Raw genomic sequence first — 12,840 nt, forward strand, 5'->3', positions numbered from 1 at the left:
CAAAAAAGTAGGATGCAATCCCGACAAATATTCTACGAGGTCACACGCAGTTCCATCATGTTAACGGGTTATAAATTCGAATCTATCCGGGCACTACACACGGAGCATGTTATTGCCTGGGAGATGCTCTCTACGGCAAAACCCCACGTCAATCTGGAGCACTACTTCGGCGCGATGTCTTTTTCTCAGCGAAAGCAGCACTTTTTTTCTCAGCTTCGTCATGCCATGTCATGCCGGGAGAACGGTAAATACTATCTGAATACCACCTCCGAACTGCTGCTGGAAGAGGACTTCATCGACAGGCTGATGATGGAAACGCCGCGCCCGGAGGATCTGGCGATTGAGCTGACCGACCTCGAGGAAATTGTCCAGCTCAGCCACGAACAAACCCGCGAGCTGCGCCTGCGGATTGCCTCTCTGCGCCAGCGCAAAATCGAGGTATGGGCCGATGACGTCTACGAAGCCATTCTGCCGAAGCTGCTGGCCTGCCGGTTTCTGTTCAACGGCATCAAGATCGACAAACACACCTTCTGGTCCGGACGAACGGAGCAAGAGCGTTTTCTGCAGCTCGCCCGCAACTGCAAAAAGCTTGCCGGCAAGGTGCTGATTGAAGGCATTGAAACCTTTGGCGACTACGCGCTGGCGCGGGCAAGCGTAGCCGATTACGGACAGGGTTACTTATGGAACAAGCAATGAATAGCTCCCTCAGCCGCGCCCAATTTCACATCATCATCCTGAGCGAAAACGCCTTTTTGTGGCTTGGCCTGAAAACGCTTATCGCGATGATGATGACGCCGCGCCCCGATATTTTTTGGATCAACAGCGTCAGCCCGGAAACGCTTTTACGCTTGCGCGAGCAGGTGATGAGAGATACCGCCGACAACAGCTGGCTGATATTCACCGACGAGCGCCGCATCAATGACGTTAGCGTTTACCTTCCCGCCGGGCGCGTCAGGATACTGGCCGACAACCTGTCAATTATTCAGCTCAGCCAGCGGTTACGTCAGGCGGACTTCAGCAACGACAGCCTTCCCGATGCCACGCTGACGCGCCAGGAGCTGCGGGTCTGCACGCTGCTTAGCAAAGGCATCAGCCTGGTGCGTATCGCGCAGCTGCTGAATAAATCCCCGAAAACGATTTACACCCACAAGCGTAACGCGATGAGCAAATTCCATTGCCACAACCTGGCGGAATTTCACCGCAAAATCTGCCTGCTGGAACAGCAGTCGTTCTATCTCTGATTTGTCATTCTGGAAATAAGATCATGAAATTACTCCCCACGCTTTTTACCGGTGCTCTTGTTCTGCTTCCCGTTACCGCCATGTCCGCAGAAACCGCGACGGCAACCATGCATGTAACGCTGGAAGTGGTGAAGTCCTGTACGCTGAAGGCCAACGATTTGAGCTTCTCACGCCACAGCTCTGATGAAGCGGGTGAAATTCAGGCCAGCACGCAGCTCAACGTCACCTGCACCAACGGCACGCCTTTTACCCTCTCTGCCTACAGCAGCGACAACAGCGACAGCGGGACCTTCTGGCTGAAACCTGAGAACAACGGCTCTGGCGCGCAGAGCATTGCGTGGAAACTTTACGCCGACGAGAACAAGCAGACCCAGGTGACCAACAGCCAGGGCCTCACCGGCACCGGTAACGGCCAGGAGCAGAGCGAAACCCTGTATGGCGTGATAGAAGCCGGCGCGCTTGCCGCCGCGCAGGCCGGGACGTACACCGACGACGTTACGCTGAATCTGGTCTATTAATCATGCGTCGGCCTTATCTTCTTCCCCTTCTTTGGCTGTTGGCCTTGCTGCTGCTCTCGCGCTATACCCTGGGGGCTACGCTGCAGGTTGCCCCCGTCACTCTGGATCTGGAGAGCAATCAGCGGGCCACGGCGCTCTATCTCACTAACAGTGGCGATACCCACATCCACGCGCAGATCCGCGTCTATGACTGGACGCAGGCCAACGGTAAAGATGTTCTGACGCCGACAGATGAGATCGTCAGCAGCCCGGCAATGACGGCGCTTGCCCCAGGCCAGCAGCAGCTGATCCGCATTATTGTTCTGCAGCCCGGCGCGCGTCAGCAGGAGCAGAGCTACCGCCTGGTCATTGATGAGCTGCCCTCCCATAACGCGCAAACCCGCGAGCGTAACGCGGTGCATTTCCTCCTGCGCTACTCAATCCCGGTGTTTATTGCCGGCACGCAGCGTGACGCCAGCAGCGACGGCGATCTGAACTGCGAACAGCTGACAACGCCTGGGGCAATTCAGTGTTACAACGCGGGAGAACAGCATGTTCGTCTCAGTAACGTACAGGCTCTGACCGCCGATGGGCAGGTTGCAGAAACCGTGAAAGGACTGGCGGGATATGTACTGCCGGGACAGAAATACGTCCTCCCGCTCGGGCAGCACGCGCGCCGTACGCTCAGCTCGCTGCGCGTTTATCTCAATGAAAACCGTCATGCCAGCCAGATTTCCCTGCATCCTGCCACTGCTCGCCGTTCTGCTCTGGATGCCGCTCATGCTAACGGCCCGCGCTGAGCCTGCCGAAGCCTCCACGCAGTGGCTGGCCATTACCGTCAATCACTCACCGCGCGACGGGCTGTGGGCCTGTCGCGTGGAGGGTGATGCCCTGTGGGTGACGCGCCGCGATGCGAAAACGCTGGGGCTGCGTACCGCGAAAGGACGCAGTGAATGGGTGAATCTCTCTGCCCAGCCGGGGCTGCAGGTCAGCCTTGATACGCTCGCCCAGCAGGTTGTTATCACCGCTACCGTAAGGGCGCTCGACGGCCAGCAGCATTTGGTCAGTGAAGCGCCGGTGCAGCAGCACCGCTATCCTCAGGCGAAGGCGATCGGCGCCGTAAGCCTTGCGTACTCTCTTTATGCCCGCGATAGCCCCGGCCAGAAGCAGGCCAGCGCGTTCACCACGCTTACCGCATCCGGCGCGCTGCCGGGCATCCTGAGCAGCAGTTTTTCCAGCCGCGCAGGGAACGAGATCGGCTCAGAGCAATCAAGCCACACGCGTCTTGAAACGCGCTGGGAGTGGGATTATCCGTCATCACTCATGAGCCTGGCGCTGGGCGACAGCGTGACCACCGGCACAGGCTGGAGCCGCCAGGTGCGCTTCGGCGGGCTTCATCTTGCACGTAATTTTCAGCTCAACCCGCAGCTCAACACCGCCCCCCGCACGCAGTACAGCGACAGCGCGGTACTCCCCTCAACGGTCGATCTCTATATTGACGGCTTAAAGCAGAGCAGCCAGCGCGTCACGCCAGGCGAATACCGGCTCGATACCCTGCCCACCTTCACCGGCAGCGGACAGGCGCAGGTGGTTATCACGGACATCAATGGACAGCGCCGCACCGTGCAGCTCGATCTGTACGGGGCTCCGGACATGCTGGCGGAAGGTCTGAGCAGCGGCTCGCTGGATATCGGCTGGATGCGGCAAAACTATGCCGTTCGCTCGGAGGATTACGCCGCATCGCCGATGGCCGATGCAGGCTGGCGATACGGCGTAAACAATCGCTTAACGCTGGCGCTGCACGCGGAGCAGCAGCGAAAAATGCATAACGGAGGCATGGGCGTGGATTGGCTGATCTCGCCTCAATTGGGGGTTGTCAGCCAGCACCTTGCGTTCAGCGACAGCCCGTACGGCAGCGGCGTGAAATGGGGGCTGGGCTGGCAGTGGAACGGCGGCGGCACCGGCCTTTCTGCCAGCACGGTGCGCACGGACGCCGCCTTTGCCGATAACGCCCGCATGAGCGGCACCCTGCCCGCCCGCCGCAGCGATTCCCTGTGGGTGAGCCACTCGTTTAGCCATTTTGGCTCGCTGGGCGCAGGCTGGGTGCAACAAAATATTCAGGGCAGCAGGCAGCGCTACCTCAATGCCTCCTGGTCCGCAATGCTGCCGGCACAGCTCTCCGCCACGCTGAGCTATACCCGTTCGCTATCCGACTCCTCGCACAGCGTACAGCTGATGTTCTCTGTTCCCTTTGGCCACCGGGATACCGTCTCGGTGCAGGCGAGTCAGGACACGCAGCGGCTGGACTATCGTCATCAACCGGACGACCAGACCGGCGGCTGGTCCTGGCAAATGGGGAAACGCGCCGGCAACGATGATGGAAAATATGCCGACGTCGGCCACCTGAGCCGCTACGGCGAATGGCACGTGGGGCTGGAGCGCGGAAGAAACCTGAACAGCCAGTACGCGTCCGGAGAAGGCAGCCTGACGCTGCTGGACCACACCGTCCACGCCCTGCGCTACAGCGAGCAGGGACTGGCGCTGGTTTCCACCCGCGGCACGGGGCACATCCCGGTGCTGCTCGAAAATCGCCCGGCGGGGGAAACCGACGAAGACGGTTATCTGCTACTGACCGATCTGCCTCGCTATCACAACAATAAGGTCACCATCGATCCTCTGGCGCTCCCGGCAGATGTCATGACGCCCGTTACCGACATCTACGCCAGGCCGGGAACAGCAACCGCCGTGAAGGTCGATTTCGACGTGCACCGTGCGGTCACGGTCCAGGCAAGGCTGGTCGATGAGCAACACCAACCGGTCGAAATGGGGAGTCAGGTGTCCACCTCAGGCGGCACCACGATCGTCGGCCGCGACGGCTTTATCTGGCTGGAAGATCCGCCTCTGCCCGGCGAACTGGTCGTGAGAACTTCCGCAGGCGAGTGCCGCGTGAGCCTTCCGTCACGCCCTTCAGACGCCGCCACCGTCAATATCGGAGAACGGATGTGTCATTAAGAATACTGTTATGGATGAGCATCCTGCAGCCGCTTAACGCGCTGGCGCTCAGCTGCTGGATGACGTCAGGTGCCAGCATCAATTTCGGCACGCTGACGGCCGGCGAAGCGGCGACCACCAATACTAAAGTAAAATTTAGCTGCCAGGCGGATTACGGGACCACGCAATACATCAACGTATGCCTGAGCAGCGTTGAAAGCTCACCGTTCAAAATGATGTCGACGGGCGATGAGGAGGGCAAACAATACGCTCTGCTTTTTCGCATCTTCAACGCCTTTGAGCACGCCCAGGAGCTGAATGCCCCCGCCAGCGGCAACCTGATGCAGCAAACGCTCGTGGCCGCCAGCAACGCCACCGTGAGCGGGAGCTTTCCGCTGCTCGCCACCATTCCCGCCGGACAAAGCCAGCTGCCTGCCCGCAGCTATTTTAAATACAACATGGACTTACGCATCTCATGGCGGAGCGCAGCCTCTCAGGAGGCGCTGCAAAGCTGCTCGGACGGCTCGGCCGATGGCGAACAGACCCAGGGCGCCAGCCGAGCCGAAGCCACGCTAAACGACGGCTGCTTTATTCAACGCGTGACCCCGCTCAACTTCGGGACGCTCAGCAGCACCAGCACGCGCAGCGCCACGCGATCCACGGCGACATTATCCGCACGATGCCCTGCCGGCACCGCCTTTGCGCTCGGGATGAGCAGCGGAACGCATGCCAGCGGCACCCAGCGGCAGGTCTGCAATAGCGAAGGGCAATGTCTGCGCTATGGGCTTTGGCAGGATGCCGCTGCGACAAGACGCTGGGGCGATCGCAGCAGCGGCGACGCCCTCAATGTTTCAAACACCGACGGCGGAACGCAAAGCTATACCATTTACGGAGAGGTGCCTGCCCAGCCCCTGACCGGGACAGGGGAATTCATTGACGACGTGATTGTTACGCTCACTTATTAATCGATCAAAAGCCAAACTGGATCAATGTTATCGGTAACAATGCGGATAAAATAACATTCTTACCTCATAAACGGCGCGGTATCCCCCCGCCGTTTGTATTTCATTTTCTCTGTCTGCCTTAAACACGCTATGAAATTCCTGCTTGCTGAAGCCCTTGTCTACAACGACGAAGACGGTTCGATTTCACTTGTCGATGCGCCTGACGTTGAGCCCCAGGTGCTCACGACCACCGCCAACAGCATTATGAAACTGCTGGTGAAACGGCATGGTAACGTCGTTGAACGTGAAGCCTTTCTGCGCGAAGTGTGGGATGAGCGGGGTCTGCAGGGTTCCAATAATTCGCTCAATCAGTACATCAGCATCCTGCGTAAAATACTGGCAGGCCTGGTGCCGGAGACGCCGTTTATCGTCACCGTGCCCAAAATGGGGTTTATGCTGAGTGCCGATATTACGGTGCAGCCTCAGCCCGATCGGCAGGAACGTGAGGCATCGGGCAAAACACCCCGGCGCTATCAATCAGCGCTGCTGTTTTGCGGCGGATTCACCGTCCTGGTGGTGGCGCTGTGCGTCTGGATGTTGGTGATAAAGCAACATCAGCAGCATGCGGAAATGCACCTGCTCACCCACATCGGCGAATGCCCGGTCTATACCTTTTCCCCGCTGGCGGACGTGTTCCACAGCAAGGCCATTGCGCTGGCGCAGGCAATCCAGCGCGATGGCAATCTGCCCTGCCTGAAAAACTCAATTTTTTACCTGCATATACAGAACACGCTGTTCTACGGCCACGAAGGGCGGCTGGTTCTTTCCCAGTGTTCCCTGACGAAAGAGAACAAAGCCAGCACCTGCCGCACGCTTTACTACTACGAATGGTGATTCATGACGCGTAAAAAAATGGGGCTGATTGTCGCCTTCAACCTGATAGTGATTGTCCTCGCGGTGCTGTGGTCTCGCTATACGGCCCCCCTATCCGTCACCTGCGAGGGTAGCCTGACCTTCGCCGATCGGCGTGATGACAATAACTTCAACTTCGAGGGGGAAATCGTGATGCGCTTTCACCCCGACGGCAGCGGTTATTTGACGCTCAACGGCAATGTCCTTAACGCCCAACGGGACTGGGATGTTTCCCGTCAGGAAACCTTTCGCTGGCGGCACATGCACGACACGCTTTATGAAATCACCATTACCGGGATCGAGCGGTTCAGCCATGATGCATTGCCTAAAGGCGTATTTGAAAAGTACGTCGCAGGATTAACGCTCGGACAAAAACGGCTGCTCACCGTTGAACGCACGCCGGAAGAGGCGATGGTGCTTGGCAACTTCTACTCACCGCTGCTGATCTGCTCGGAATAATCGTGGCGAGTCGCGCTATACTTCCCGCCATGAAAATCCTTATCCACCCTACTGCAGAGCATGACGTTGGCATGCTGCCGGCTATCGAACGCGCGGCAGGCCAGCGCTTTCGTGACGATCGCGCGCTGGCCTGGCTGGCCGACGGTGAAACCATGTCGACTGAACGTCATCTCGGCTACGTCGATACGGGGCTCAGCTGGACTGCGTTCGCGGACGGACAGCCGGTGGGATTTATCCTCGCAGAGGTTCATCCATCATCGCTGTTTATCGTTGAACTGTCGGTGCATCTGGACTGGCAGGGCAACGGCATAGGACGCCAGCTCATCGCCCGCGCGGCCGAGCATGCCCGCATGAGAGGACTCCGCTCGCTCACGTTGACGACGTTCCGTGACGTGCCGTGGAATGCGCCGTTTTATGCGCGACTTGGGTTTGAAGAGGTGACGGCGCTAACGCCTGAACTGCGCCAGAAAAGAGAGGAAGAGGCCGCGCACGGTTTAGCGTATGACTCCCGCTGCGCCATGCGGCTGCCTCTGTAATATCCATAATAACGTAGGCCGGGTAAGGCGTAGCCGCCACCCGGCACAGCGCGCAGGATTAGAAGGTTTCCCAGTTCTCGCCCGCGTCGGTGGCTGCCGCTTTCCGCGACATCACCGGGCTAACAACGGTCTTCGCCGAGGCGAACTCGCGCGCTTTCATCTGCTCCTGCTGAATGCGGAACACCGCAACCGCCTGGGTCAGACGGCTCGCCTGCTCTTCCAGCGCCGCCGCCGCCGCCGCAGACTCCTCCACCAGCGAGGCGTTCTGCTGGGTCACGCGATCCATCTCGGCCACCGCCAGACCCACCTGGTCGATACCGCGGCTCTGCTCGTCAGACGCAGAGGCGATTTCACCCATAATATCGGTCACGCGGGTCACCGCATTCACGATTTCCCCCATGGTTTCACCGGCGCTCTCAACCAGCGTCGACCCGATTTCCACGCGCCCCACGGAGTCTTCAATCAGGCTCTTAATCTCGCGTGCCGCCTGGGCGCTGCGCTGCGCCAGGTTACGGACTTCGCCTGCCACAACGGCAAAGCCACGACCCTGCTCGCCCGCACGCGCCGCTTCGACCGCCGCGTTCAGTGCCAGAATGTTGGTCTGGAAGGCAATGCCGTCGATTACGCTGATAATGTCAGCAATTTTCTGCGAACTGCCGGCGATGTCGCGCATGGTCTGCACCACGTTATCCACCACCTTGCCGCCCTTCTGCGCGGTTTCAGACGCGCTCAGCGCCAGGTTGCTCGCCTGACGGGCGTTCTCGGCGTTCTGCTTAACGGTTGCGGTCAGCTGTTCCATGCTGGCAGCCGTCTCTTCCAGAGAAGCGGCCTGCTGCTCGGTACGGGAAGAGAGGTCGTTGTTGCCCATCGAGATTTCGCTCGCGCCGCTGTAGATTGCGTTCGCGCCGTTACGCACGTCGCCGACGGTACGCACCAGCTCGCCCTGCATATGGCGCAGAGAATCCGCCAGCTCGCCCATCTCGTTAGAACCTTCCACGTCGATGCGCTTCACCAGATCGCCGCTGGCGATATGACGAATGCTGTCAATCAGGCGGTTCAGCGGCGAAATCAGCGCCTGCTTAATGCCCAGCCAGACGGCGACGATCACCACCAGCACGGCAATCAGCACGCTAATCAGCACCCAGATAGCCTGAGTGTACGAGCTGTTGCTGTCTTTAACCGCCGTTTCGTACAGCTTGTCGTTCTGCTGCAGATAGCTCACGTACTGCTTTTCAAAGCCGTCCTGATAGCTCTGGGTCGGCTGGTCGAAGAAGGCGTTGATTTTACCTGCGCCCAGCAGCTGGATCAGCTCCGCCAGCGCGCCGTGGTAGATATCGTAGTTACGCTTGATCTCCATCGCGGCGGCATCGCTTTGGCGCGGGTCGCGCGGCAGGGCTTCGTAATCCGCCCAGTTTTTTTCCGCCTGCTTCAGGGAGGCAGACGCAATCTGCATCAGATCGGAAACGGTCGCGCCGCTGCCGATGTTGCTCTGATCCATCATGTAGCGGATGCCCGCGCGGTTCAGGGTGTTACGGGTTTGCAGCAGCGCGACCCAGCTGCCGTTGAGCGTAGATTGTTGCTGGCGAATGGTTTGCAGGACGGTGAAATTCTCTTTGTCATGCTTGAGCGCATTAAAGAAAAGACCACCGGATGTGAGTTGTAAAAGGCCAAAAATAGCTAAAACCAGCAATAAGCTGGTGACAATCTTGATACGGTTTAACATGTTTTCTCTTTCCTTCAGACAGATAAAGAATTTTCGGCCTGGAAAGGGAAAACTTTACGAAAATCATCCTGGAATTTGTGGTTTTTACTCTTCTTCCCGCGCTGCGTTATGCCGGTTTCCGAGTTCAATAAACTCTTGCAGCAGCGTCGTCAGCTGCTTCATCTTCTCCGGCGTGTACTCCGCCTCGATTTGCTGATACGCCTCTTCCACCTGCGCCTGGGCATGCTCATACAACGTATTGCCCTCTTTGGTCAGCGACACGTACAGCTTGCGCTGGTCGTTGACCGGCTTTAAGCGCAGCACCAGGCCGTCGCGCTCCATGCGCGTGAGAATACCGGTCAGGCTCGGGCGCAAAATACAGGTCCGGAACGCCAGATCGTGAAAATCCATCGACGGATTTTCGGCCAGCACGCGCACGATGCGCCACTGCTGCTCGGTGAGGTTATGGCGCTTCACGATAGGTCGGAAGTACGACATCGCCGCTTCCCGCGCCTGCAGCAGCGCAATGGTTAATGAGTCATGCATAGCCTCTCCCCTTCACATCATTAATAAGTAAACAATCAATAAAAGATGCTTTTATAAACAACACGTTTTCCACCAAAAAGTCTAACAGAAACCAATCAATATTTTTAACACGCTGTTTCATAACGTTATTAATAACATAATGTAAATTTATTGTTATTCATATCACAAATTTTTCACTTCTGATTGCGAAACGAACAGTAAAAGCATAAAACCAGATCATTAACATATTAATGAAATCAATATCGGGCCGTTGACCTGAGGAGTATGTGAATGAAAGGTACCGTTTTTGCCGTGGCGCTAAACCACCAGAGCCAGCGAGAAGCCTGGGCCGAGGCGTTTGAAAAAGCCCCCTACAACACGCCGCCGAAAACAGCCGTGTGGTTTATCAAGCCGCATAACACGGTGATCCACACGGGCGAGCCGATCCCCTTCCCGCAGGGGGAAACGGTGCTGAGCGGTGCGACGGTAGCGCTGGTCGTCGGCAAAAAAGCCAGCAAAGTCAGCGCAGAAAATGCGGCGGACTACATCGCCGGATATGCGCTGGCCAACGAGGTGAGCCTGCCGGAAGAGAGCTTCTACCGCCCGGCCATCAAGGCCAAATGCCGGGACGGATTTTGCCCCCTCGGCGAACTGGCCGCCGTTGATAGCGTGGATAACCTGACCATCATCACCGAGATCAACGGCCGCGAAGCGGACCACTGGAACACGGCCGATCTTCAGCGCAGCGCCGCCGAACTGCTGAGCGCCCTGAGCGAGTTCGCCACCCTCAATCCCGGCGATGCGATCCTGCTCGGCACCCCGCAAAGCCGCGTGGAGATCCGCCCGGGCGATCGCGTGCGCATTCTGGCGGCAGGCTTTCCGCCGCTGGAAAACCCGGTGGTGGATGAGCGCAACGTCACTATTGCCCACAGCACGCCGCCGCACGCCACGCTGTTTGCCCTCGGTCTGAACTATGCCGATCACGCCAGCGAGCTGGACTTCAAGCCGCCCACCGAGCCGCTGGTATTTATCAAAGCGCCAAACACCTTCAACGGCGACAACCAGACGTCGGTGCGCCCGAACAATATCGAATACATGCACTACGAGGCGGAGCTGGTGGTGGTCATCGGTAAAACCGCGCGTAAGGTCAGCGAAGCCGAGGCGATGGACTACGTGGCGGGCTACACGATCTGCAACGACTACGCCATCCGTGACTACCTGGAAAACTACTACCGCCCGAACCTGCGGGTAAAAAGCCGCGACGGGCTGACGCCCATTTCCCCCCACATCGTGCCGAAAGCGGCAATTCCCGACCCGCACAATCTCGCCCTGCGCACCTTCGTCAACGGCGAGCTGCGCCAGGAAGGCACCACGGCGGATCTGATCTTCAGCATCCCGTACCTGATTGCCTACCTGAGCGATTTTATGACCCTGCAGCCGGGCGACATGATTGCCACCGGCACGCCGAAAGGGCTGTCCGACGTGGTGCCGGGCGATGAGGTGGTGGTGGAAGTGGAGGGCGTGGGACGCCTGGTGAACCGAATTGTCAGCGAGGAGACTGCAAAATGAAAAAGATTAACCACTGGATCAACGGTAAAAACGTCGCCGGAAGCGAGTACTTCCACACCACCAACCCGGCCTCCGGCGAGGTATTAGCGGAAGTCGCCTCCGGCGGTGAAGCTGAAATTCACCAGGCCGTCGCCGCCGCCAAAGAGGCGTTCCCGAAGTGGGCCAACCTGCCGATGAAGGAGCGCGCGCGCCTGATGCGCCGTCTGGGCGATCTGATCGACCAGAACGTGCCGGAAATTGCGGCCATGGAAACCGCCGATACCGGCCTGCCGATCCACCAGACCAAAAACGTGCTCATTCCGCGCGCCTCGCACAACTTCGAGTTCTTCGCCGAGGTGTGCCAGCAGATGAACGGCAAAACCTACCCGGTCGACGACAAGATGCTCAACTACACCCTGGTGCAGCCGGTGGGCGTCTGCGCGCTGGTGTCGCCGTGGAACGTGCCGTTTATGACCGCCACCTGGAAGGTTGCGCCGTGCCTGGCGCTCGGCAACACCGCGGTGCTGAAGATGTCTGAACTCTCTCCTCTCACCGCCGACCGCCTGGGCGAGCTGGCGCTGGAGGCGGGCATTCCGGCGGGCGTGCTGAACGTAGTGCAGGGCTACGGCGCGACGGCGGGCGACGCGCTGGTGCGCCATCACGACGTGCGCGCCGTCTCCTTCACCGGCGGCACCGCCACCGGGCGCAACATCATGAAAAACGCCGGGCTGAAGAAGTACTCCATGGAGCTGGGCGGCAAATCACCGGTGCTGATTTTTGAAGATGCCGACATCGAGCGCGCGCTGGACGCCGCCCTGTTCACCATCTTCTCGATCAACGGCGAGCGCTGCACCGCGGGCTCGCGCATCTTTATCCAGCAGAGCATCTACCCCGAATTCGTCAAGCGCTTCGCCGAGCGCGCCAACCGCCTGCGCGTGGGCGACCCGACCGATCCGAACACCCAGATTGGCGCGCTCATCAGCCAACAGCACTGGGAGAAGGTTTCCGGCTACATCCGTCTCGGCATCGAGGAAGGCGCAACCCTGCTGGCGGGCGGCCCGGACAAACCGACCGACCTGCCTGCGCACCTGAAGGGCGGCAACTTCCTACGACCAACCGTGCTGGCGGACGTCGACAACCGCATGCGCGTGGCGCAGGAGGAGATCTTCGGGCCGGTGGCCTGCCTGCTGCCGTTTAAGGACGAAGCGGAAGGCCTGCGCCTGGCCAACGACGTCGAGTACGGGCTGGCCTCGTACATCTGGACGCAGGACGTCAGCAAGGTGCTGCGCCTGGCGCGCAGCATCGAAGCGGGCATGGTGTTCGTCAACACCCAGAACGTGCGCGACCTGCGCCAGCCGTTTGGCGGCGTGAAGGCCTCCGGCACCGGCCGCGAGGGCGGCGAGTACAGCTTCGAGGTGTTCGCGGAGATGAAGAACGTCTGCATCTCCATGGGCGACCATCCGATTCCAAAGTGGGGGATCTGAT

The 12,840-nt window shown here is 59.1% G+C and carries 13 protein-coding genes; 11 read left to right on the forward strand and 2 right to left on the reverse strand.

Annotated features, from left to right (window positions below):
* Positions 1-57: 57 nt before the first annotated feature.
* The 9 genes from E0L20_RS11395 (at position 58) to E0L20_RS11435 (ending at position 7,580) form a co-directional block, all read left to right on the forward strand.
* Positions 58-696 carry an EAL domain-containing protein gene (locus tag E0L20_RS11395; protein WP_131634060.1) on the forward strand — a complete coding sequence of 213 codons (639 nt, stop codon included), beginning with the start codon at positions 58-60 and terminating at the stop codon, positions 694-696.
* Positions 693-1,241, forward strand: coding sequence for a helix-turn-helix domain-containing protein (locus E0L20_RS11400; RefSeq protein ID WP_131634061.1), 549 nt, complete (start codon positions 693-695; stop codon positions 1,239-1,241). Before E0L20_RS11395 ends, E0L20_RS11400 begins: the two co-directional genes overlap by 4 nt.
* A gap of 23 nt (positions 1,242-1,264) precedes the next feature.
* Complete coding sequence (locus E0L20_RS11405; RefSeq protein ID WP_131634062.1) at positions 1,265-1,759, forward strand: Csu type fimbrial protein; 495 nt, start codon at positions 1,265-1,267, stop codon at positions 1,757-1,759.
* 2 nt (positions 1,760-1,761) lie between these two features.
* Entirely contained in the window at positions 1,762-2,538 is a 777-nt protein-coding gene (locus E0L20_RS11410; RefSeq protein ID WP_131634063.1) for a fimbrial biogenesis chaperone, read from the forward strand.
* Positions 2,519-4,750: a fimbria/pilus outer membrane usher protein gene (locus tag E0L20_RS11415; protein ID WP_131634064.1), complete on the forward strand. Its 2,232-nt coding sequence runs from the start codon at positions 2,519-2,521 to the stop codon at positions 4,748-4,750. Before E0L20_RS11410 ends, E0L20_RS11415 begins: the two co-directional genes overlap by 20 nt.
* 14 nt (positions 4,751-4,764) lie before the next feature.
* Complete coding sequence (locus E0L20_RS11420) at positions 4,765-5,694, forward strand: Csu type fimbrial protein (protein WP_242673400.1); 930 nt, start codon at positions 4,765-4,767, stop codon at positions 5,692-5,694.
* A gap of 129 nt (positions 5,695-5,823) precedes the next feature.
* Positions 5,824-6,567, forward strand: coding sequence for a winged helix-turn-helix domain-containing protein (locus tag E0L20_RS11425; protein ID WP_131634066.1), 744 nt, complete (start codon positions 5,824-5,826; stop codon positions 6,565-6,567).
* Positions 6,568-6,570: 3 nt separating this feature from the next.
* Positions 6,571-7,044 (forward strand): hypothetical protein, encoded by a 474-nt coding sequence (locus E0L20_RS11430; RefSeq protein ID WP_131634067.1) that lies wholly within the window; start codon positions 6,571-6,573, stop codon positions 7,042-7,044.
* A 29-nt stretch (positions 7,045-7,073) separates the two neighbouring features.
* Complete coding sequence (locus E0L20_RS11435; RefSeq protein WP_131634232.1) at positions 7,074-7,580, forward strand: GNAT family N-acetyltransferase; 507 nt, start codon at positions 7,074-7,076, stop codon at positions 7,578-7,580.
* A 58-nt stretch (positions 7,581-7,638) separates the two neighbouring features.
* On the opposite strand, the gene tsr is transcribed toward E0L20_RS11435, so the two are convergent.
* Positions 7,639-9,303: a methyl-accepting chemotaxis protein gene (tsr, locus tag E0L20_RS11440; RefSeq protein WP_131634068.1), complete on the reverse strand. Its 1,665-nt coding sequence runs from the start codon at positions 9,301-9,303 to the stop codon at positions 7,639-7,641.
* Between the two features lie 84 nt (positions 9,304-9,387).
* Positions 9,388-9,828 carry a homoprotocatechuate degradation operon regulator HpaR gene (gene hpaR, locus E0L20_RS11445; RefSeq protein WP_131634069.1) on the reverse strand — a complete coding sequence of 147 codons (441 nt, stop codon included), beginning with the start codon at positions 9,826-9,828 and terminating at the stop codon, positions 9,388-9,390.
* A gap of 270 nt (positions 9,829-10,098) precedes the next feature.
* On the opposite strand from hpaR, the gene hpaG reads away from it, so the two are divergent.
* Positions 10,099-11,376 carry a 4-hydroxyphenylacetate degradation bifunctional isomerase/decarboxylase gene (gene hpaG, locus E0L20_RS11450; RefSeq protein WP_131634070.1) on the forward strand — a complete coding sequence of 426 codons (1,278 nt, stop codon included), beginning with the start codon at positions 10,099-10,101 and terminating at the stop codon, positions 11,374-11,376.
* Positions 11,373-12,839: a 5-carboxymethyl-2-hydroxymuconate semialdehyde dehydrogenase gene (gene hpaE, locus E0L20_RS11455; RefSeq protein WP_047367279.1), complete on the forward strand. Its 1,467-nt coding sequence runs from the start codon at positions 11,373-11,375 to the stop codon at positions 12,837-12,839. Before hpaG ends, hpaE begins: the two co-directional genes overlap by 4 nt.
* Position 12,840 lies beyond the last annotated feature (1 nt).

Source organism: Enterobacter wuhouensis (assembly GCF_004331265.1).
GTDB lineage: Bacteria > Pseudomonadota > Gammaproteobacteria > Enterobacterales > Enterobacteriaceae > Enterobacter > Enterobacter wuhouensis.

Bases quoted from the DNA above. Each gene is read 5' to 3' on its own strand.
- E0L20_RS11435 (WP_131634232.1), top strand. From the start codon at position 7,074: ATGAAAATCCTTATCCACCCTACTGCAGAGCATGACGTTGGCATGCTG.
- E0L20_RS11400 (WP_131634061.1), top strand. From the start codon at position 693: ATGAATAGCTCCCTCAGCCGCGCCCAATTTCACATCATCATCCTGAGC.
- hpaR (WP_131634069.1), bottom strand. From the start codon at position 9,828: ATGCATGACTCATTAACCATTGCGCTGCTGCAGGCGCGGGAAGCGGCG.
- E0L20_RS11425 (WP_131634066.1), top strand. From the start codon at position 5,824: ATGAAATTCCTGCTTGCTGAAGCCCTTGTCTACAACGACGAAGACGGT.
- E0L20_RS11430 (WP_131634067.1), top strand. From the start codon at position 6,571: ATGACGCGTAAAAAAATGGGGCTGATTGTCGCCTTCAACCTGATAGTG.
- E0L20_RS11395 (WP_131634060.1), top strand. From the start codon at position 58: ATGTTAACGGGTTATAAATTCGAATCTATCCGGGCACTACACACGGAG.
- E0L20_RS11405 (WP_131634062.1), top strand. From the start codon at position 1,265: ATGAAATTACTCCCCACGCTTTTTACCGGTGCTCTTGTTCTGCTTCCC.
- E0L20_RS11410 (WP_131634063.1), top strand. From the start codon at position 1,762: ATGCGTCGGCCTTATCTTCTTCCCCTTCTTTGGCTGTTGGCCTTGCTG.
- E0L20_RS11420 (WP_242673400.1), top strand. From the start codon at position 4,765: ATGAGCATCCTGCAGCCGCTTAACGCGCTGGCGCTCAGCTGCTGGATG.
- hpaE (WP_047367279.1), top strand. From the start codon at position 11,373: ATGAAAAAGATTAACCACTGGATCAACGGTAAAAACGTCGCCGGAAGC.
- E0L20_RS11415 (WP_131634064.1), top strand. From the start codon at position 2,519: ATGCTAACGGCCCGCGCTGAGCCTGCCGAAGCCTCCACGCAGTGGCTG.
- tsr (WP_131634068.1), bottom strand. From the start codon at position 9,303: ATGTTAAACCGTATCAAGATTGTCACCAGCTTATTGCTGGTTTTAGCT.
- hpaG (WP_131634070.1), top strand. From the start codon at position 10,099: ATGAAAGGTACCGTTTTTGCCGTGGCGCTAAACCACCAGAGCCAGCGA.